The sequence below is a fragment of the Rhizobium leguminosarum bv. viciae genome, assembly GCF_012276115.1.
GTDB classification, from domain to species: Bacteria; Pseudomonadota; Alphaproteobacteria; order Rhizobiales; family Rhizobiaceae; genus Rhizobium; species Rhizobium leguminosarum_T.
The window spans coordinates 416,503-435,276 of record NZ_WIEU01000001.1 but is presented as its reverse complement, the minus strand read 5'-3'; the positions used below and the strand labels follow the sequence as shown (position 1 = coordinate 435,276).

At 59.9% G+C, this 18,774-nt stretch carries 18 protein-coding genes and 2 pseudogenes; 7 read left to right on the top strand and 13 right to left on the bottom strand.

Annotated features, from left to right (window positions below; all coding sequences use genetic code 11):
• The first annotated feature begins 931 nt into the window (after positions 1-931).
• A complete protein-coding gene (locus tag GFM02_RS02020; protein WP_168271916.1) occupies positions 932-1,120 on the top strand; it encodes a hypothetical protein in 189 nt (62 codons plus the stop codon).
• 1,154 nt (positions 1,121-2,274) lie between these two features.
• Here GFM02_RS02020 and GFM02_RS02015 read toward each other — a convergent pair.
• The 3 genes and pseudogenes from GFM02_RS02015 to GFM02_RS02005 all read right to left on the bottom strand — a co-directional run bounded on the left by GFM02_RS02015 (position 2,275) and on the right by GFM02_RS02005 (position 4,738).
• Positions 2,275-3,168, bottom strand: a complete 894-nt coding sequence (locus GFM02_RS02015) for a protein-L-isoaspartate O-methyltransferase family protein (protein ID WP_168320614.1) — start codon at positions 3,166-3,168, stop codon at positions 2,275-2,277.
• Between the two features lie 317 nt (positions 3,169-3,485).
• Positions 3,486-3,751 (bottom strand): annotated as a pseudogene (locus GFM02_RS02010) (tyrosine-type recombinase/integrase); the annotation flags it as partial.
• A 72-nt stretch (positions 3,752-3,823) separates the two neighbouring features.
• A complete protein-coding gene (locus GFM02_RS02005) occupies positions 3,824-4,738 on the bottom strand; it encodes a LysR family transcriptional regulator (RefSeq protein WP_168320613.1) in 915 nt (304 codons plus the stop codon).
• A 151-nt stretch (positions 4,739-4,889) separates the two neighbouring features.
• Between GFM02_RS02005 and GFM02_RS02000 the strand changes: the two genes are divergently transcribed.
• The 4 genes from GFM02_RS02000 (at position 4,890) to GFM02_RS01985 (ending at position 6,955) form a co-directional block, all read left to right on the top strand.
• Positions 4,890-5,024 (top strand): NAD(P)-binding domain-containing protein, encoded by a 135-nt coding sequence (locus tag GFM02_RS02000; RefSeq protein ID WP_168320612.1) that lies wholly within the window; start codon positions 4,890-4,892, stop codon positions 5,022-5,024.
• Between the two features lie 3 nt (positions 5,025-5,027).
• Positions 5,028-5,543 (top strand): SRPBCC domain-containing protein, encoded by a 516-nt coding sequence (locus tag GFM02_RS01995; protein ID WP_168302643.1) that lies wholly within the window; start codon positions 5,028-5,030, stop codon positions 5,541-5,543.
• 36 nt (positions 5,544-5,579) lie between these two features.
• On the top strand, positions 5,580-6,374 hold the full coding sequence (locus GFM02_RS01990; RefSeq protein WP_168320611.1) for an SDR family NAD(P)-dependent oxidoreductase: 795 nt from the start codon (positions 5,580-5,582) through the stop codon (positions 6,372-6,374).
• Positions 6,375-6,457: 83 nt separating this feature from the next.
• A complete protein-coding gene (locus GFM02_RS01985; protein WP_168320610.1) occupies positions 6,458-6,955 on the top strand; it encodes an SRPBCC domain-containing protein in 498 nt (165 codons plus the stop codon).
• Positions 6,956-7,066: 111 nt separating this feature from the next.
• Here GFM02_RS01985 and GFM02_RS01980 read toward each other — a convergent pair whose 3' ends face one another.
• Both GFM02_RS01980 and GFM02_RS01975 read right to left on the bottom strand, forming a co-directional pair.
• Complete coding sequence (locus tag GFM02_RS01980; protein WP_348643946.1) at positions 7,067-8,194, bottom strand: alpha/beta fold hydrolase; 1,128 nt, start codon at positions 8,192-8,194, stop codon at positions 7,067-7,069.
• A gap of 183 nt (positions 8,195-8,377) precedes the next feature.
• Positions 8,378-9,223: an oxidoreductase gene (locus GFM02_RS01975; protein ID WP_168302645.1), complete on the bottom strand. Its 846-nt coding sequence runs from the start codon at positions 9,221-9,223 to the stop codon at positions 8,378-8,380.
• An 83-nt stretch (positions 9,224-9,306) separates the two neighbouring features.
• Here GFM02_RS01975 and GFM02_RS01970 point away from each other — a divergent pair, with 83 nt between their 5' ends.
• The gene (locus tag GFM02_RS01970) at positions 9,307-10,212 is read left to right on the top strand and encodes a LysR family transcriptional regulator (protein ID WP_168320609.1); all 906 of its coding nucleotides are present in this window, start codon (positions 9,307-9,309) and stop codon (positions 10,210-10,212) included.
• 57 nt (positions 10,213-10,269) lie between these two features.
• Positions 10,270-10,452: pseudogene (locus GFM02_RS01965) on the top strand (ABC transporter ATP-binding protein); the annotation flags it as partial.
• 131 nt (positions 10,453-10,583) lie between these two features.
• On the opposite strand, the gene GFM02_RS01960 reads toward GFM02_RS01965, so the two are convergent.
• The 8 genes from GFM02_RS01960 to GFM02_RS01925 all read right to left on the bottom strand — a co-directional run bounded on the left by GFM02_RS01960 (position 10,584) and on the right by GFM02_RS01925 (position 18,742).
• Positions 10,584-11,093: a GNAT family N-acetyltransferase gene (locus tag GFM02_RS01960; RefSeq protein ID WP_168320608.1), complete on the bottom strand. Its 510-nt coding sequence runs from the start codon at positions 11,091-11,093 to the stop codon at positions 10,584-10,586.
• 153 nt (positions 11,094-11,246) lie between these two features.
• Complete coding sequence (locus GFM02_RS01955; RefSeq protein WP_168320607.1) at positions 11,247-12,317, bottom strand: ABC transporter ATP-binding protein; 1,071 nt, start codon at positions 12,315-12,317, stop codon at positions 11,247-11,249.
• Between the two features lie 20 nt (positions 12,318-12,337).
• Positions 12,338-13,858, bottom strand: a complete 1,521-nt coding sequence (locus tag GFM02_RS01950) for a DUF5060 domain-containing protein (RefSeq protein WP_168320606.1) — start codon at positions 13,856-13,858, stop codon at positions 12,338-12,340.
• Positions 13,859-13,891: 33 nt separating this feature from the next.
• Entirely contained in the window at positions 13,892-14,776 is an 885-nt protein-coding gene (locus GFM02_RS01945) for a carbohydrate ABC transporter permease (RefSeq protein ID WP_012755221.1), read from the bottom strand.
• Positions 14,773-15,672 (bottom strand): carbohydrate ABC transporter permease, encoded by a 900-nt coding sequence (locus tag GFM02_RS01940; protein ID WP_168320605.1) that lies wholly within the window; start codon positions 15,670-15,672, stop codon positions 14,773-14,775. The genes GFM02_RS01945 and GFM02_RS01940 overlap by 4 nt, the downstream gene beginning before the upstream one ends.
• A gap of 93 nt (positions 15,673-15,765) precedes the next feature.
• Positions 15,766-17,019 carry an ABC transporter substrate-binding protein gene (locus GFM02_RS01935; RefSeq protein ID WP_168320604.1) on the bottom strand — a complete coding sequence of 418 codons (1,254 nt, stop codon included), beginning with the start codon at positions 17,017-17,019 and terminating at the stop codon, positions 15,766-15,768.
• Positions 17,020-17,089: 70 nt separating this feature from the next.
• On the bottom strand, positions 17,090-17,734 hold the full coding sequence (dhaL, locus tag GFM02_RS01930) for a dihydroxyacetone kinase subunit DhaL (RefSeq protein WP_168320603.1): 645 nt from the start codon (positions 17,732-17,734) through the stop codon (positions 17,090-17,092).
• A gap of 3 nt (positions 17,735-17,737) precedes the next feature.
• Positions 17,738-18,742 carry a dihydroxyacetone kinase subunit DhaK gene (locus GFM02_RS01925; RefSeq protein WP_168320602.1) on the bottom strand — a complete coding sequence of 335 codons (1,005 nt, stop codon included), beginning with the start codon at positions 18,740-18,742 and terminating at the stop codon, positions 17,738-17,740.
• Positions 18,743-18,774: the final 32 nt, after the last annotated feature.

Here is an 18,774-nt window from a genome sequence, read left to right as displayed (position 1 = left end):
CGGTCGCAGGAGGAGCCGAATGCGATGGCAGTGAGGCCGCGTTCTGTCGGTCGGCTATCGCCACAGGAGCTGACTTCGGTGGCGGATGGGCAGCTGACCCTGCGGCCTTCCCAGGCGAATCCGTGAGCCGCAGTGCACGCCGAATGTTGCCTGATCGTGCCGTTGTCCGCGGACAACCGGATGATCAACATGGTAACCGGCAGGTCGTTTGCACATGAGCCGATCCCTGCAGCAATCGGTTCGCACGGGCGAGAAAACATCCCTGATCTCGCCCTGCTGATGGATGCTATGGGCTTGCGGTATTGCTGCCGCCTCGATGGCTCTGCCTGGGGTCGCAGCGCAGCGGTTTCGTGCCCCTTGCCGAACGGGCGTGGACGCCGCTGGCTCCAGGGGTCGAAGAGCCTCGTCAGGTCTGTCGACAGGTCAGCAATGCCGAAACCGGATCCCCATTTAAGGGGGAGCGGAATGCATTCGAAGAGGCTGCGGGGCCGCCGGCGCTGCGGCTTCGCTCATCGAAAAGGATGCGCGGCAACGGATGGCGGGGTGGTCGCGACGCCGTCATCCCCGCCGCTCTCCCATCTTCTGGACCAAGCGGCAATCGATGCCGTCCGTCGCTCGGCGGGAGGCCGCCTGGCTAGCGGCAACGCTTCGGCGGCAATCTCAGATCAGGTGACTTCGTTGCCCGTTTAACTCAGTTGATCGGGCGGAAGTGGCCAGCCCCTTCCCTGGATGCCCCTGCGGGCACGTCTGGACGAGGCGGGAGAGAGCGGCACGTAACGGCGGCGAATCCAATGTCCTGTCAGCTTGCGCTGCATCGATCGGTTCATACGTCCAAGCTATGCCGATTGGTCTTCCTTCCTGAGTTTTGCAGGCCAAAGGCACAAACCTCGAATGATGCGGCGGATGGCTGGAAGCCGGCGGCAGCGTCCGCATGTGGCGGGGCGGATGGCCGGATGTTGTCGCCGTCGTTGGTGATTGGCGACAGGTCGGCCAGCTGGTGATCGCCCTGTTCGATATCTCGGTCAATTCGGCCGTCAGTCAGATGGAGATGAGCGAGGCAGCGCCCTCGGGCGAAGGGTTGGGCAAGGCAGGTCCGGGGCGGATCGTCGTCGATCGTTGAGGCAATCTCCGTTCGCCCGTCCGGCTCTCGGCGCATCAGCGGTGCGACCCCCTGCCCTCATCAATCACTTTGTGGCGGCGGAGAAGTCCGCTAAAAGCCGGAGAATTCCCTCCGCTGGGATCGCTGCTCGGCAAGTTGTCCGCGGACAACCCTGCGCCGAACCCTGGTCGCCTGCGTGAAAAGGCCGCATGTGTCTGACCCCTCGTCTGCGACATCCGCGGCAAACGCCAGGCTTGAATCTGCCGCATTGCGGCATTACCTGATGACGGACCGAAGCGCGTTTCCCCTCCTAGCCGCTTCGGTCCGACGGACGGCGCTTCTCCTCCCACGCTGTCAGTCACTATCGAAGCCCGGCGCATCTCTCCCGCGCCGGGCTTTTGCCGTCTCGGCGACCCACTGTCGTCGCCGGGCACGGAACGTCTCCTTGTCCTCCATTCTTATCGCTCCGGCCCTCAAGCGAGTTGCGGCGGCAATTTGGACGCCGGCGGCGACGATCAATTGCGTGCGTCGCCAATCTGTGTCGCTGCTGCCGTGCTGCCGCCAGCAGAGGAGCCGCGATCCGCCGCCTTCGTTCGATGGTCGGCGTGGAGCCACGCGCCGAAACGCCGCCGATCGAGGGCTGTCGCCTACTGGTCTTCATCGCAGCCTGAGTGCCGTCGTCCCAGAGGGGCGTCGATGGCCGGAGCGGGACCGCGCCGGCAAGTTCGGATCAACCAGCGGGTCACCCGACGGCGCGGCCTGTCCGGCTCACGCGGCCCACTGATTTCGATAAGCCGTTGGTGCGTAATTCTGCCTCCGCCTCAGCCGGCATGGCCGCCGCTCGGATCCTCGGCAGGCTTGGCCCGACCTCAATGATGATGGGCAGCAAATTTCAACAGCAGGCTTTTCGGTGTCGGACGGGGGAGGGCGCTGGTGGGCTGCACTAAGCTTTGAGATAGCTAGATCTGATGTCGGCGCCCTGGGCGTGTTTTCGCCCATGTCTTGCTCCGGATGTTTGAGCGTGGCGACGTCATCGTCGGTGAGAAGTGGGGCGAACTGATCGCGCCGGGCGAAAGGAGGATGGTGTAGAGGACGTCGAGCTCTTCGGTGCCGCGGCGCGCTATATTGCTCGTTGAGATGAGGCGGCCGACTTTCGCGGAACCGGCGCGGATGTTTCAGACGTCATCATAGCAAAGCGCCCAGTGGTCGCCGATATACCAGCACCGTCCTATCCGCGGCTCCGTCTTCCAGAGCAGGCTTTTGACGAACTCGATGCCGCCGCGCCTGAAGGCGGCGGTGAGCGCTTCGATCTCGCTATCGTCGATTGTCAATCCACCATTGGCGCAGACGAAATAGGCCGCGCCGATCCAACGCGCCGCAAACCCACTCTCGCCGCGCTCGATACGAAGTGCAGCACCATGGGATGCGTGACGGCCGCCTTTCGGCGGTCGGTCCTGGCGCGGTACGCCGAGTGGCGGCACGAGGCGCCCTCCAGGCCGCAGCCTTTCGATCCAGGGTTCCGCGGGCCGCGCGACGGCAAAGTTCACATAGATCGCATCCATCTCTTCCAGCGGCCATTGACCGCCATCGGCGTTAATGACGTTGACATTGGCCCGATCGGCAAGCGCTGTTTGAGCGTGGGCAGCCAGATCGGGATCCATCTCGACGGCATAGACATAACCGGAAGCGCCGACAAGCTCCGAGAGAATGGCGCTGTAATAGCCGGTGCCGGCACCGATGTGGGCGATGCGATCGCCGATTTGTATGTCCAGCTCTGCCAGGAGCCGGGCATGCAGCGAGGGACTGCCATTGTTGACACCCTTTTCGGACTGCAGGGCGAACAGCACGTCCTGATAGGCCAGAACCAAGTCGGAGGAGGGGAGGGGGCGATATCCGCCACCCAGATTGGCGATCTGCCATGGCGGCGCACCGAGGAATTTTTCGCGCGGGACGGTGGCAAAGGCAGCTTCGATCCGCGGGTTCGTCGTTGCGGCGGTTGCCGCCACCTGATGGGCGTAAGCGCGGCGGATCACCGCCAGTTCGTCGGCCGTGAACATCGCAGTCGGCATGGGCAAATCTCCGGGCGTTGCTTTGACCTGTTCCTTTTACGTCTTTGCGGCTCCAAATCCATCTCTATCCCGGCGCTTGATCCATCGGAGAGGGAACTGGTGACGGAAGTTAAACCGAAATTCTCTTCCGCTATGGAAAACTACCTCGTTACTTCATGATGTTATTCCCAGGCTACAAAATTTAACTTTGTCGCCACACATCAAAATGTGGCCTGCAATGTGGCTTTTACTTCCCGATTTCAATTGAAGCCCTAAGCTGGAAAACTTGGCACCCAATTTTGACCTAACGAATTCATCTCAGGCAGGGGAGGGGCCTGTCAAAGTCCGGATGCCTTGGTGAGCTTCACCCGAAACCGATCCCGCCGCCGCTGATATTTTCGGGTCATCTCGGCGGACGCGTGGCCGAGCTGCTTCTGCACGGAGCGTTCATCGACTTCGGCGGAGGAGGCAAGGCCGGCACGCAGCGAGTGGCCTGAGAATTTTTCCGCACGCTCGATCTCGGTGAGGTCGGGGCGCACGCCGGCGCCACTTCCTGATCGAGCAGTCGGTCGGGGCCGACATCTTTGCCTTGACCGGTGACACGCGTTGGCGTGGTGAGAGAAGAACAACAGCCTGAATATTCACGGCCTTTGCTGCGTATCGAGCGGTCGTCAGTTCAATGTACAGATCTTTCAGCATGCCATACCGACTTCAGTTGGTCGACAAACCATTTGCCTGCCGGTCCGGGAGGCTGCGAGGGCCTATGAAACGCCGACATTGTCAGCATGAAGCCAGAAGGCGGCATGTCGTCAACATCCAGCACTACGAGGGTACCGCTGGAAATGTCTTCCTCGATCATATGCAGCGGCATGCCCCCCCACCCTACACAGTCTTTGAGGAATGCATGTTTGGTGGAAAGGTCTGCCAGCCGCCATGTTGAAGGCGAGGCGACGGCGAAGTCTCGACCGGACGTGAGATCGGATCGGTCGGTGAGAACGAGCTGAACATGTTTCGCCAGTTCTTGTCGCGGGATCCGCCGACCAAAACTCGCGAGCGAATGGCATGCTGAGGCGACCGCGACCAATGGCAGTTCCCCTAGCCGCTCGCTGACCAGCGATGGAAACGGCTGGGGTAGCGGCGGCAGGATACCGAGGCTGCACCTACCGTCCAAGACGGGCTGATAAGCCGCTCCCAGCGCTTCGACGAAGAGACGCAACGGCGTTAATGGAAATCGCTCGGCGAACTCCTTCGCGACAGCACTGACGACGGAGGTTGGAAAAAACACGTCGATCACCACTGAAAGCTCTGATTCCACGCCCGAGGTCATGAGCCTCGCCCTTGCCTTCAGTGTGTCCACTCCGGCAACAACGTGGCGAGCGTCTGCAAGCAACAACACCCCCTCTGGGGTAAGGACTGGATACCTCCCCGAGCGATCGAAAAGCGTAACGCCGACTTGCTGCTCAAGTCCGCCTATCCATGCGCTGACTGCCGACTGGACGCGGTTGAGCTTTCTAGCTGCCGCAGAAAAGCTTCCTTCGTCAACGGCGGCGATGAACGTTCGCAACTGATCCAAGGAAACGCCGTCGAGCATTCGTTTGACCCATCAGAATATCAGATACATCACATCTCAATATATCATCTATTCGGATTTCATTCCACCCCATAGCTTGTAGGTGAAAGAAGATCGCCGGTTGAAGGCGAGGCCCTGACGGCATCACGAGTTCAAGGCGCAAGAGGTGATTATGAGATATTCGATTATCGGCAGCGGCAGCGTGGGTGTTGCCCTGGCTAGCCAGTTCGCACGCAGCGGCATTGCTGTAGGCATGGCAAACTCACGGGGTCGGGACTCTGTGGTTTCGATCGGTCGTGAGGCTTAGTTCATGTATAATCACGTGATCTGGCCAGATCGCTTCGATCCGAAGACGTCGGCAATCTACGCGCTCAATGACATCGACGTTAAAGCCCCTCCCGAGGTTGTATGGAAGCTTCTCGTCGATGCCGAGAACTGGTCCCGATATTTTCCTGCTGAGGACCAGGTCAAGATCCTGTCGGGGGAGGCCGAACTGGCAATGGGAACCCGGTACAGCCGCGTGACCGTCGGTTATCCGATGAGCCTTCTGGTGACCGAATTTGTGGAAAACCGAAGACTTGCGTGGGCAACGACCGTGGACGGCGACCCGACGGGTTCGAGCGCCTACCACGGTTGGGTCATCACACCGACGCAAGACGGATGCCATGTCCTGACGGAGGAGACGCAACAGGGCGAATGGTTCCTCGAAATGCTCGGCCGCAAGCATCCCGGTGGCCTCTACCGTTACCATCAAGACTGGGTGGAACGCCTTGCCGACGCGGCAGAGGCGCAAATGGCCAAACATCTGTCTAACGAGGCCGGATGAAAATTTCGCCAAACGCAGAAACGGAGACTACTCATCATGAAGATCGAACTTGCAGGCCGAAGAGCTGTCGTTACTGGATCAACCGCTGGTATTGGCTTCGCAATCGCCGAAGGCTTGGCGCGTGCAGGTGCGTCTGTCGTCGTCAACGGTCGCGGGGAACAGCGGGTCGAAGCAGCGCTGACGGAACTCCGCGCACGACTGCCTGCAGCTGAATTCACGGGCGTCGCTGCCGACCTTTCGACAGCCGAGGGATCATCGATATTGGCGGCTCGGATCACGGATGCCGATATCCTCGTCAACAATCTTGGTACCGCCCACGTCAATGGTTTTTTCGACCAGAACGACAGCGAGTGGCTTGATCTTTTCCAGCTCAACGTGATGAGCGGCGTGCGCTGCGCTCGCCATTACGTGCCTGGTATGGTCAAGCGCGGCTGGGGACGGGTCGTGTTTATCAGCAGCGAATCCGCAATCAACATTCCCAAGGAGATGATCGACTACGGGATGACGAAGACGGCTCAGCTTGCCGTGTCGCGTGGCCTCGCCGAGCTGATCGGCGGAACGGGGGTCACCGTGAACGCGGTTCTGCCGGGGCCAACACGCTCAGAAATTCTAGGCAACTGGATGGCGGCCACGGCCAGCGAGCAGGGCATATCGCAAGAAGAAGCAGAACAAAACTTCCTCGCGGCGATGCGCCCGACAACGCTCATCAACCGTTTCACGACGACTGAGGAAATTGCAAACATGGTGGTCTACGTCTGCTCGGAGCAGGCGTCGGGCACAAGCGGCGCGGCACTGCGCGTGGATGGTGGCGTCATTCGCTCAATCGCCTAATCGCTTCGAGAAACGTCTCGGAGCAATTTGGACCCTGACGGCCGACTATGCTCGGCCAACTCTTCCAAAACAGGAAATCGAATATGTTCGAAGCAATACGCTGGCCTGAGGATATGAAACCCAGCCTGTCTCCGATCCACTTCACCAATGAACTGGAGGTTGCCGTTTCCCCCGAGACAATCTGGTCTCTTCTGACCGATCCCAAGGCGTGGCCGGAATTCTACCCGGGCGTCTCTCAGGTCCACCTGCGTGACGGCCATACCCGTCTGCAGACCGGGACTCATTTCGAGACCAATCTCGCGGGCCAGGACGTCGAAGCGTCAGTTCTAGAGTTCGAGCCGACGACGCGGATCGCTTGGGGCGGTGGTCCCAAGGCCTCCAAGGAGTCTAGGGCCTATCATGCCTGGATTATCACGGCGACACCGAAAGGATGTCACCTTTGGACCGAGGAGACGATGCAAGGACCGCTCTGGCTCGAACTGGCCAAGGAGGCGCCTGATATTTTCTGGCGGACGCATGAGAAGCTGCTCGAAGACCTTGCGAAAGTCGCGCTTAAGCGCCAATCCTCGGCGTTGCGGTAAGCCAATGACTGATGTCGTAAGGTGCATGGCGTTCTATCTGGAGCTGGTGGTGGATTGGCGACGACTAATAGCGCTGTGCCGAGGCTTTGGGTATCGAACGTCACCGCCGCATCAAAGGTTTTTGCTCCGGAGCCAAGCGCGGACGACCTGGACGAGTTCTGCTTTTCGCTCCAGCGGCAGCCAATGCCCCGCTGGCAAACTCGTCACCGTAAGGTCTGGGCACGCCGCACGCATCGGATCACCTTGGCGATTGCCTGTGATGCTGCAGATCTGATCGAAATCGCCGTTGACGAACAGCACCGGCTGTGACAGTCGGCCGCCATCAGGCGCTTTGCGTGCGTAGGCGATGTTGGCGTCATCGTTCGTGTACCATGCGCAGGGGCCGCGGAAACCATGAGCCTTGAACGCCTGTACCAGCTCCTCGAAGTCCGCCGGGGGCCAGAGTGCCGGGTTAGGTTGCGTCGGCGGGGCGCGGTGCGCAGCGCCGTAGCGTCCTCCGTTCCGTGTGACTGTCGCCATCGGCGAAACAGTACCGACGGCTGCGGGATTGCCGGGCTGATAGGCCGACGCGAGGTATGCTGCGCAATCTGCTTCGAGATCAGCGACCGCCCCATCGAAATTCGTTATGTAATAGCGGGCATAGTCCCATTGGCCATCGGGATACTGATCGGCCGGATAGATCGTTCGATCAACCAGCGACACCAACTGGGGTAGGCTGTTCGCCTCGGGAAAATACGCCCACGAGGCCAGCACCACGCCACGGCTGCGCTTGGGCTCATGCGCGGCCAACGAACCGGTCACGATACTGCCCCAGTCGTGGCCGATCCAAATTGCCGGCTTGCCGCCAAGGTGGTCGTGGAACTCCACCATGTCCGTCACGATTTCCTGCATGTTGTAAGCGTCTTTGGCTGCCGGGGCCGAGGAGCTACCGAAGCCGCGCAAATCAGGAGCGACGCAATGCCAACCGTCGGCGGCTAACGCCTCCATCTGGGCCCGCCATATTAAACTGATGCTCGGAAAGCCGTGGAGGAAGACTATTAACGGTCCGTCGGTCGGTCCGCACTCGAGGTAGTGCGTCGTATGACGAGGCGTGCTGAAGGTATCCGAAACCAGCGCTGAGGAAGGCGCTCCCCAGGCTTCGCCCGATAGCGCAGCGGCTGCGGCCATCCCGAGTAGGATGGAACGCCGGCCGAGCGATAGTTCTTCTGAAAAGCTAATATGTCTTGGTGAGTCCATCATGGTGGAATTCTCCAGTTGACTCCATTGCTACGAAATTTGGATCGCGCATCAGCAACCGCTGAACCGGCCCTCCTGCTCACTGGGGGACCCTGCATTGATTGCGTGCGACGGAGGGTAGGCCGCGCCGGGAGTAGACGCGCCGATCGCCTGCGAAGGCTGCGCGTCCTTCTGTCGAGCAGCCTCTTAACTCTCGAAATCCGTGCTGCGGGTGACATCCTCCCACGCATCGGTTTCGATGCGGACGTCGGCGAGTTTCTTTCGAAGTTGATCGAGTGCGTCACCACCGATCAACAGATGGACCGGCGAATGTTTCGCCTCCACAGCTTTGACGATGGCCCGAGCACCGCGCGCAGGATCGCCGACCTGCTTACCGTGTCCCGCCGCAGTTGCTTCCCGAGTTTTTCCAGCGGTATCCCGGTAATCCTCAATGACTGTTGCCGAGAACTTGATGGAGTCCGGGCCGCGGAAGTCCGTCCGGAAGGCGCCTGGCGCGACGACGGTCACGCCGATACCGAGCCCGGCGACTTCCTTGGCAAGTGTTTCCGACATCGCTTCCAGGCCGAACTTGACCATGTGGTAGTAACCAACCCCAGGATAGGTCACGATGCCGCCGATGGAACTAATGTTGACGATGTGACCCTGAAGACGGGCGCGCATGCCCGGCAGCACAGCCTTGATGAGGTTGATCGGGGCAAACAGGTCGGTCTCGAACAAAGCGCGCATGTCAACGTCTTCACCCTCTTCGATAGCGGCGAGATAGCCATAGCCGGCATTGTTGACCAGCACATCGACAGCACCGAATTGATCTGTCGTGGCCTTGATTGCGGCGTCGATCTGGTCTTGGTTGGTGACGTCAAGCTTAAGCACAAGGACGGCATCGGCATACTTGGCGACCAAGTCGTCAAACTGATCGATACGACGTGCTGTCAGCACTGCGCGGTAGCCCGCTTCCAAAACCGTCTCGGCGATGGCACGGCCAAGGCCTCTGGACGAGCCGGTGATCAGCCATACAGCGTTTTTGGTGATCATAATGTTTCTCCGTTGATTGACCTAAGGAAAGTATGATCGGATAAACCGTTTGATTAGATCGTGCTTTTTACAAGGGTCGTTGAATGAGATCTCACGGCGGGAGGGGCGGCCTTGATGATCTCGCAGCATTTGCATGCGTTGCGGAGGCTGGAAGTTTTACCCAGGCTGCAGCCCGTCTGGCCATGTCGACGTCCAATCTCAGCCACACGATCCGCCGCCTTGAGGCTCGCCTTGGCTACCGGCTGCTTCAGCGCAACAGCCGCAGTGTATCGATAACGGAAGAAGGCCGAACGCTGCTTGCGGCCCTACGGCCGGCACTTGATGGAATTGACGAAGCACTAGAATCGCTTGAGCACGGACGCGAGCAGGTGCTCGGGACCTTGCGGCTAACAATGACGCGCCAAGCTTACGAAGCGGTCGTCAGGCCGATCCTGCCTGAATTTGGCACGAGATATCCTGAGGCGACAATCGAGGTGCTGATCGACTACGCTTACCGGGACATAGTTGCGGAGCAGTTCGACGGCGGGATTCGTCTGGGGGAGAAACTGGAGCGTGATATGATCGCTCTCAAGGTCGGCCCAGATTTGAGCATGGCCATCGTGGCGGCGCCCTCTTATCTCGACCAGCATCCGCCGATCCGTCAGCCGGAAGATCTGATCCAGCATCGCTGCATCAATTACCGGATGCTGTCTGCCGGAACGATCTATGCCTGGGAGTTCGAAAGAGACGGCAAGGCATTTGAGGTCGGCGTCAGCGGGCCACTGACCTTCAACGAGCCGGAGCTGATGCTCGGAGCGGCCATTGACGGATTGGGCATAGGCAACCTGCTGGAACATGAAGTTGCTGCATACGTGGAAAGTGGAAAGCTCATCCGTATCCTGGCGGATTGGACCCCTCCATTCCCAGGCTTTCACTTCTACTATCCTTCCAAACAGCAAATGCGACCGGTGCTCGCGGCGTTTCTCGATCTAATCCGGCGGCGGAAGTAACGGGAATCTCGTCGCCGACCCGCATGCCCACTTCTGGCCTTTTGTACGTGTCTCTGTCTCATCGGCTCGACTATTCTGATGACATGGTACTGGCCGATGATGGGATTGCTGGTTGGCGCCGGATCCGTATTCTTTATCGCGTTCACGGCGACGATGGCTCTGCGCTATCTCGCACCGATGGCCAGCATGGCCAATAGCTGGGATACACGCCTCGGCGGCGCGCTCGCCGATGCCGTGACCTGGCAGCGCGAGGCCACATGCAAAGAGGCAGTATCGACCTATCGGTCTCCGACAATAGGCGATGCTGGGCAAGGCTGAAACCGGTCCGGCCCTTGGATGCCAAGCATTCCCACAGCGCCATCGAACACGTTTCAAGCGTCAGTTATCGTGTGGTGCCTGGCGTCTACTCTGAAACGCTTCTTGATCCTGTCGACGGGCGTCCCGTCCTGAAGCGGAACCTGGACCAGCCGGTCATAGGTCTCGAAGCCCATCTTTGCGTAATAGCCAAGGCCGCTGACATTGTCGGCCCGGATGGTTGCATTGATGAATTCGAGCCCGAGCTCTTCCGCTGTGGCTCGGGTCGCCGGGAAAAGAGCGCTGCCGACGCCGCGAGTTCTTGGGCTGATACGGGCAAAGGTCGCAATGTCGGCGAAGCCTTTCGGCGGGTCGCCGTATAAGCTGAGCGATTGAAAGCCGACGAGCGATTGATCGTGCTCTGCAACATGGCAGGTCAGAGGATACTCGCCATCGATGAACCAGTCCGCGAACTCGGCAGCCGAAAGCGGCGTTTCGAGTGCGGTCGTTCCACCGGCAAGGATGATCTCGTTCAGGAGACTGCTCAGCTCCGCCGCGTCGGCGGAGACGGCCCTTCGAATGTGCATGCCTTGGCTACCTCGTTTTGGAGGTACAGCCTATCGGCGAGATCAGAGATTACAAGTCGCCAATTCGCTGCGAAGACGAGGAATCATCAAGCACGCCCGATGCCGTCACATTCCGGTTTCGTGTTCGACGGATTTGCTCCCGGCCTTTCATCTTCAGGCGCTCAAACGCTGCTGCGTCTGCCGGTCGAAAAAGTGAACCTTGGCCGTTTCGAAAGAAAGCTTCACCGGCTGTTCCGGCACCAGCTCGACACGTTCGCGAACGACCCATGTCAGCTCCCGGCCTTCAAGTTCCACGGCGACATGGGTTTCCGATCCCGTGGGTTCGACCACCTTGACCACGGCATCCACACCGTTTTCGCCACCAAAGGTGATGTCTTCGGGACGAATACCCAGCGTCAGCGGTCTGTTGGCGGCATTGGCTGGAGCCCGCGAAAGCGCTACGCGTGACCCACCCGGCAGCGACAATGCCGGGTTGCCTGCGCCCTCAAGAGTTCCCTCGAGAAAGTTCATCGCGGGTGAACCGAGGAAACCTGCGACAAAGATGTTGCGCGGCCGGTCGTAGAGTTCGAGCGGACTGCCGATCTGTTCGACGCGACCGCCGTGGAGCACGACGATCTTGTCAGCCATGGTCATGGCTTCGATCTGGTCATGGGTGACATAAACGATCGTGGTCTTCAGGCGCTGGTGCAGAGCCTTGATCTCCGCTCTCATCTTCACGCGCAGCTTCGCATCCAGATTGGAGAGCGGCTCGTCGAAAAGAAAGACTTTCGGATCGCGAACGATGGCGCGGCCCATGGCGACGCGCTGTCGCTGTCCGCCCGACAGTTGAGCAGGCTTTCGATCGAGAAGCGGCTGCAATCCGAGAATTGCTGCAGCCTCAGCGACCTTCTGTTCAATTTGCGGCCGCTTGGCCCCGGCGAGCTCGAGCGCAAATCCCATGTTCTGGGAAACCGTCATCTGCGGGTACAACGCATAGTTCTGGAAGACCATCGCGATATCGCGATCCTTCGGCTGCAGATTGTTCACCACCCTGCCGTCAATGCTGATTTGACCGGCGGTGATATCCTCGAGCCCGGCAATCATGCGCAGCAATGTCGACTTGCCGCAGCCGGAGGGGCCGACGAGAATGGTAAATTCACCGTCGGCGATCTCGACGTCGACACCATGAATGATATCGACCGTGCCGAAGGATTTCTTGACGTTTCTGATGCTCAAGCCAGACATTTCGTACTCCTTGTCATCTTCTAGCGCTTCCTGCGCACGCGCAGCGCCTGGTACGGCTTGCGCGGAATTTTCACGCCGAAGGCCGCGTCCGGCTTGCCGCCGCGCACGATCGAGCCGTGGCGCGTCGGATGCGGAACGGGAGCCGCCACCTTCTCCACCGGCGTGATCGTCATCTCCCAGGTGTCGATGAGATCGACATCATAATCGTCGCTGTCGACCGGCAGACCCGTGGACCAGATCACCGGCTGATGCTCGCCGAAATAGATCAGGCGGAAATCGCCGTCGCCGTCGCGCGCGCCCGACACGCGGGACCAGGGCCATTCGCCGATGATGCCCAGCGGTTCGAGGCCGTGCTTGACATCGGCTTCCAGGAGGTCCCGGAGAAAGGTGATGCGCTTCCACGCTTCGCCGCGCAGTTCGCCGCCTTTGGCCCACCAGATCATGTCCTCGGGATGGGAATAGGTCTCGCCATGGCCGGCATAGCCGCCGCGCGCCATCGTGATCCAGAAGCGATGCACGAGTTCCTGCGCATTGAGATTGCCCCATGACTGCAGGATGTCGCCTTCATATTCCGGCTCGTCGTTGACGACAGGCTTGCCGTAGGCATCGCGCCATTCCTGGGTCCGCTTGACGTCAGGGTTCTGAATGCAGGTGTGCGTGACCCATGGCTTGCGGTGATCGAAATTCGCCGTCACGTCGCCATTGTGGATGGAGCGCAGGTGCTGGTAGGGGTCGTTCTCTTCCAGGATGTGGAAGTAGCGATCCCACTGCTCCATCGGCTTCGTATCGATGAGGAAATCATATTCGTTGGCAAGCGACCACCAGACGTTCCGGTAGGCGGCGAGACGAGCGGCCAGATATTCGACATAGCGAAAATCCTGTTCGGCCGACATGTCGGCATAGCCCCACCGGTCATAGGGGTGGAAGATGATGATATCGGCTTCGATCCCCAGTTGGCAGAGCGCTGCGACCTGCTTTTCGAAGTGCTGGAACGAGGCGGGGTTCGGACGGTCGAAGTCTTCCCTTCCGTCCGCCCCGCGTTCGAAGCAGGCGTGCAGCGGCTCGTTGACGTTATAGGGATAGTCCTTCGGAAACACGCCCATCCGCATCTTGTTGAAGCGGGCCTTCTTGAGGGTTTCGAGGGTCTGCTTCTGCATGTCGAGCGGCTGGTGCGTCCAGGCGTAGCAGGTCGTCCCGAAGGATAGGAACGGGGTGCCGTCGGCATAGGCGAAGTGGAACTTGTTGCGCACGCGCACTGGGCCGTGATTGCCGGCCGAAGGCCTGGTCGCAATCAGTGTCCCAGTTTTGCCGTCGAGTGCGGTTGTCCTGGAGCGCGTCAGGAACGACCACTCGCCTTCGATGTCCGGCATGAAGCGGATACGGTAGGTCCCGTTGCCGTCATAAAAGCCCGGCACGCGGACTTCGCGGCTCTTGTGAGTGAACACGGCATCGAATGCCACGTCGAGATAGGGATTACCGCCAGAGGGTCCATCAAAGGAGGCCTCGAACACGCCCCATTTTTCGACTGTTGCATCAGACATAGAATATTCTCCTCGTGAATGCTTTTGTGGTCGCTAGCCTTTGACGGCGCCGGAGGTCAGGCCAGAGACGAAGTAACGCTGGAAGATGAGATAGACGATCGTCGCCGGCAGGACGGTCATCACGATGGCCGCATTGAGCTGGCCGTAATTGCTCGAGAACTGCCCCTGAAACGACATCAGGCCGAGTGGTAAGGTCCACATGTGCTGATCCTGGAGCAGCACCAGCGCCATGGCGAATTCGTTCCAGGTGGAGACAAAGTCGAGGATGAGCAGTGCGGCAAGCACGGGCAGGCACACAGGCAGAAAGATCCGTCTGAAGATGATGAAGTGGCTAGCGCCGTCGATCAGTGCTGCTTCCGACAGCTCCTTGGGAATGCTCTTGAAGAAGCCGTGCAGGATGAAAACCTGATAGGGAACGCCGAAGGCGATGTAGGGAAGGATGACGCCCGGATAGGTGTCGATCAGGCCGAGTGAATTGACCAGGGTGAACAGCGGCGCAAGCATTACCTGGAAGGGGATCATCGTGCCGAACACGACGAGCAGTAGCAGGGCCTTGGTGATCTTCAGCTTGATCTTGGCAAGGGCATAGGCGGCCATCGCCGAAAGGAACAGCCCGAGCGGCACCTTGATGACGGTGATGATGACGCTGTTGAAGAAGGAGTTTGCGAAGTTGCCGCGGCTCCATGCGGCGCTGTAATTTTCGAAAGCGAGCTCGGTTGGCGGCACGAAGGCGCCCGTGCCCGTCACCGCCGCCGGCGTTTTCAAGGAGGTGAAGACGATGAAGACGAATGGCGCGACCCAGACGAGCGCCACGATAACAAGCGTGATCCAGAGGCCGATCAGAATCGGATCCCGCTTCATCGACGATGGTTCGACCTGCAGATGCACTGCGGTCTGGTCGGTCGGTACTGCTGTCACGATTCAACCTCCTCGTGCTTCTGGGTCCACTTGAGATACGGAATGACGACGGCCATAGTGATCAGCAGCAGCACGACCGAAATCGCCGCACCTCGTCCGAAATCGAAGATCTGCATCGCCTGCGTGAATGCCCAGAGCGCCAGCATTTGGGTGGACTGCGCCGGCCCGCCGCCGGTCAGGCCGTAGACGATATCGAAGGCCTTCAGGGAAGAGATGACGGAAAGAACGAGAACGATCGTGATCGTTGGGCGCAAGGCCGGCAATGTTACATGCTTGAACACCGCCCAGCGGCCGGCGCCATCGATGCGGGCTGCCTCGACGAGCGTCTGAGAGACATTCTGCAGGCCCGCCAGGAACAGGACCATCGAGAAGCCAACCGTCTGCCAGAGATAGGCGACGAAAACGGAATAAAGGGCGATATCCCTGTTGCCCAGCCAGTCATTGATCCAGCCCTGCATGCCCCACGAGGTGAGCAACTGGCTGAAAAGGCCAAAGAACGGATCGTACATCCATTTCCACATGGTGGCGACGGCAATCGGTGCGATGATAACAGGCAGATAGAAGATGGCCCTGAGGCCATTTCGGCCGAATATCTTCTGGTTGAGGCTGAGCGCCAGCAGCAGTCCGACCATCGGCGGAAAAATCAGGCTCATCAGGGTCCAGATCACCGTGTTGCGGAAGGCAACCCAGAAGACCGGATCCTTTGTGAAAATCGCCGCGTAGTTTCCAAACCCCACAAATTGCCGCTGCGGATCCAGCCCGTTCCATTTCTGGAAGCTTAGGATCACGACATTGAGCATCGGGTAGAGCGCGAAGACGGCATAGATTGCCAGGGCTGGCACGAGCAGGATGAGCGCTTGTACGCGCGGATCATGTGTCGACTGTCGAAGTGACATGTTTTCCTCCTGGCGATGCATTTGCTGCCAGCTCACGAAAGAATGTGCCAGCCGCGCGACCCTGAGGTCGATCGGCTGGCGCCTCGGGAGGAATCAGGTTCTGCTTGCGATAAAGCTCTGCAGCTGCTTGGCGGCATCGGCCGGCTCGGTGTTGCCGGAAGCAACATCGTTGATGACCCGGAAGTACTCCGTCGTGACATCGAGCGGGAACGCCTGGTCGCCGTTCATGTACACTTTGCCGTATTTCTGGAAGATCCCCAGCCATTCCGCCTCGAGCGGCTTCTGATTGGCATATTGTACATTCTTGTTGACGGAGGTCGAACTCAACTGGCCGAGCAGGTCCTGCTGGACTTTCGTCGAGAGGAAGTAGTCGAGGAACTTCGCCGCTACGTCAGGGCTCTTGCTCTTGGTGCTGATGTAATTGTACTCGGCAAAGCCATAGAGGCGGTCGGTGTTGGTCGGGAAGGGGAAAATCCCGTAGTCGTCGAGATTGGCGCCGGAGCCGTTAAGCTGGCTGACCAGCCAGTCGCCTTCGAGCATCATCGCCGCGCGGCCTGCGGTGAAGAGGCTGTAGGACTGCTTGTTGTCGATGCCCATGAATGGCTGCAGCGTATAGTCCTTCGTCCACTTCGCAAACTCCGCGAAGGATTCCGTCGCGCAGGGCTCCTTGGTCCAGTCCAGCGTCATCGCCTTCAGCGCATCGTGCTTTTCAGCACCGCACTTCGTTTCAAGGATAACGTCCATGAGGCGCATGACGTGCCAGTTGACCGTGCCGCCGAAGGTGAAGGCAGGAATGCCTGCAGCCTTGAGCTTATCGGCCGCGGCAAGGAATTCCTCGTAGGTCTTGGGCTCTTCCTTGATGCCGGCCTGTTCGAAAAGCTTCTTGTTGTAATAGACGGCCTCACCCTTGAAGGTGAAGGGGACGCCGTGCTTGCCGCCGGGATAGAGGTCGGCGAAAGCCGCTGCCGAGGGCAGCAATTCGTCGTTCCACTTATACTCGGAATAGTACTTGTCGAGCGGCAGGGACAGTCCGGCCTTCACATACTCGCCGCCGAGGCCGAGGCCTGCCCAGCTGAAATAAATGTCAGGTCCCTTGTCGGAGCCCGCAGCGACACGCAAGGCGGTTTTGTGCTCGTCGACGGCGCGCTGGACGATCTCGACATGCGTTCCGGGGTTTGCAGCTTCGAAGTCTGTCGCGACCTTTTTCAGAGCCGTGTTGGCAGCATTGTTGTCGAAGTTGAGGGTCCAAAGCGTGATGTCTTCCGCAAGAACCGGCGTGGCCGATAGCGACGCCACGGCGATCGCCACGATGCTCGCAGTCTTCAATTTCGCAGAAAGGGTCAGCATTACCGTCCTCCTCTTGTAAAGCCGGCCCCTTGTTGCAGATAGTCATCGACATGTCAACTGGTATGATGAGCTAACCATCATGATACTGCGCAAATTTTGCCACTGCGGCGATGATGATGACGGCCGAGGCGGCACCGGGATCGATGTGCCCGATCACGCGGTCCCCCAATCGCGAAGCCCGCCCCTTGGCCGCCGTCATGTTGCTGGTCGCTTCACAGCCTGCGCGCGCTGCCCGCTCGGCTGCCTCGAAGCATTGGGGGAGGGGCTTTCCCGACTGCCAGGCATCAAGTGCCGCGTCAGCCGCGGGCCTCCAGGCGTCAACCATCGTCTTTTCACCTGGTTCGGCCTTTCCGCGTTCCTGAATTCCCTGCGCCATTGCCGCAAAGACGCGCAGGAAGTCGTCATCGCTCAATGTCTGCTTGTCTTTGGCGGCGGCTCCGGCGCGCATGAAGGCCGTGGCATATAAGGGGCCGGACGAAGCGCCGACTGCATTCAGGAAAGCCTTTGCCGCGACGTTGAATGCGGCTGTCGGGGCGATCCCGGCGTCAAGCTCGCCGACCGCTTTCGCCGCGGCCTGGCAGCCCGCATCCATGGCAAGGCCGTGATCCCCATCGCCAATGGCACCGTCCAGTTCGCAAAGTTGATCTCGTTCCGCCGCGATATCCTCGGCAATCGCGGCAAACAAGCGCTGCAGGTCTTCGGTCGTAAACGTCATCGATTACCTCGCAAACATCGCGCAATCACAGGGGTAGTCGATCAATTGCTGAAGCTCATCGTCGAGATGCATGAGCGTGATCGACGCGCCGGCCATTTCGAGCGAGGTGCAGTAATTCCCAACGAGCGACGTATGAAGGATGAGCCCGGCATCGTCGAGCCGGGACTTCACGCGCCGCATCATGATGTAGAGTTCCATCATCGGGGTCGAACCCAGCGAATTGACGAGCACGGCGACACGATCGCCCCGGTCTGCTTTCATCTCCCGAAGAATGCTGTCCATGAGTTCGTCGGTCACCGCGTCGGCCGGCCTCAGCGGCTCGCGCGCCACGCCAGGCTCCCCATGGATTCCCATTCCGATCTCCATCTCCCCTTCGCCGATCAGGAAGTTCGGCTTCAACGTCTGGGGCAGAGAGCAAGGCGAGAGCGCAACACCCATCGTATAGGTTCGCGCATTGGCATGGCGGGCGACACGCTCGACATCGTCAAACGAGTAGAGAAGATCGCAGGCTGCGCCAGCGGCCTTGAAGATTAAGACGTTGCCCGCCACGCCCCGTCGCCTGTCCTTCTGATCGGCAGGGGCGGATGCCACGTCATCCGTGGTGAGCACGGTGCGTACCTCGATCTCGTCAAGCGCAAGCATTTCGGCAGCCATGTCGAAGTTCATCACGTCGCCGGCATAATTGCCATACATGAACAGCACGCCGGCGCCGCCGTCGACCGCCATGGCGCAGGCGATGATCGGATCGGGCGGCGGCGACGCGAACACGTTGCCGATTGCGGCCGCGTCCGCCAGCCCCTTGCCGACAAACCCCAGAAATGTCGGTTCGTGCCCCGATCCGCCGCCGATGACCAAGCCGACCTTGCCCTTGCGCGGCCCGTTTCTGGCAATGATCGCGCGGGGCATGTTCTCCACGGCGTACAGATGGCGCGGATGCGCCGCCAGAATGCCTTGCAGCATCTCATCGACGGCATCTGCGCCGGAATTGATAAGCTTCTTCGTCTTCATGCTGATCCTCCCATTGCGAGCTCCGCCTGCAT

Bases quoted from the DNA above. Each gene is read 5' to 3' on its own strand.
- GFM02_RS02020 (WP_168271916.1), top strand. From the start codon at position 932: ATGTGGCGGGGCGGATGGCCGGATGTTGTCGCCGTCGTTGGTGATTGG.
- GFM02_RS02015 (WP_168320614.1), bottom strand. From the start codon at position 3,168: ATGCCGACTGCGATGTTCACGGCCGACGAACTGGCGGTGATCCGCCGC.
- GFM02_RS02005 (WP_168320613.1), bottom strand. From the start codon at position 4,738: ATGCTCGACGGCGTTTCCTTGGATCAGTTGCGAACGTTCATCGCCGCC.
- GFM02_RS02000 (WP_168320612.1), top strand. From the start codon at position 4,890: ATGAGATATTCGATTATCGGCAGCGGCAGCGTGGGTGTTGCCCTGGCT.
- GFM02_RS01995 (WP_168302643.1), top strand. From the start codon at position 5,028: ATGTATAATCACGTGATCTGGCCAGATCGCTTCGATCCGAAGACGTCG.
- GFM02_RS01990 (WP_168320611.1), top strand. From the start codon at position 5,580: ATGAAGATCGAACTTGCAGGCCGAAGAGCTGTCGTTACTGGATCAACC.
- GFM02_RS01985 (WP_168320610.1), top strand. From the start codon at position 6,458: ATGTTCGAAGCAATACGCTGGCCTGAGGATATGAAACCCAGCCTGTCT.
- GFM02_RS01980 (WP_348643946.1), bottom strand. From the start codon at position 8,194: ATGATGGACTCACCAAGACATATTAGCTTTTCAGAAGAACTATCGCTC.
- GFM02_RS01975 (WP_168302645.1), bottom strand. From the start codon at position 9,223: ATGATCACCAAAAACGCTGTATGGCTGATCACCGGCTCGTCCAGAGGC.
- GFM02_RS01970 (WP_168320609.1), top strand. From the start codon at position 9,307: ATGAGATCTCACGGCGGGAGGGGCGGCCTTGATGATCTCGCAGCATTT.
- GFM02_RS01960 (WP_168320608.1), bottom strand. From the start codon at position 11,093: ATGCACATTCGAAGGGCCGTCTCCGCCGACGCGGCGGAGCTGAGCAGT.
- GFM02_RS01955 (WP_168320607.1), bottom strand. From the start codon at position 12,317: ATGTCTGGCTTGAGCATCAGAAACGTCAAGAAATCCTTCGGCACGGTC.
- GFM02_RS01950 (WP_168320606.1), bottom strand. From the start codon at position 13,858: ATGTCTGATGCAACAGTCGAAAAATGGGGCGTGTTCGAGGCCTCCTTT.
- GFM02_RS01940 (WP_168320605.1), bottom strand. From the start codon at position 15,672: ATGTCACTTCGACAGTCGACACATGATCCGCGCGTACAAGCGCTCATC.
- GFM02_RS01935 (WP_168320604.1), bottom strand. From the start codon at position 17,019: ATGCTGACCCTTTCTGCGAAATTGAAGACTGCGAGCATCGTGGCGATC.
- dhaL (WP_168320603.1), bottom strand. From the start codon at position 17,734: ATGACGTTTACGACCGAAGACCTGCAGCGCTTGTTTGCCGCGATTGCC.
- GFM02_RS01925 (WP_168320602.1), bottom strand. From the start codon at position 18,742: ATGAAGACGAAGAAGCTTATCAATTCCGGCGCAGATGCCGTCGATGAG.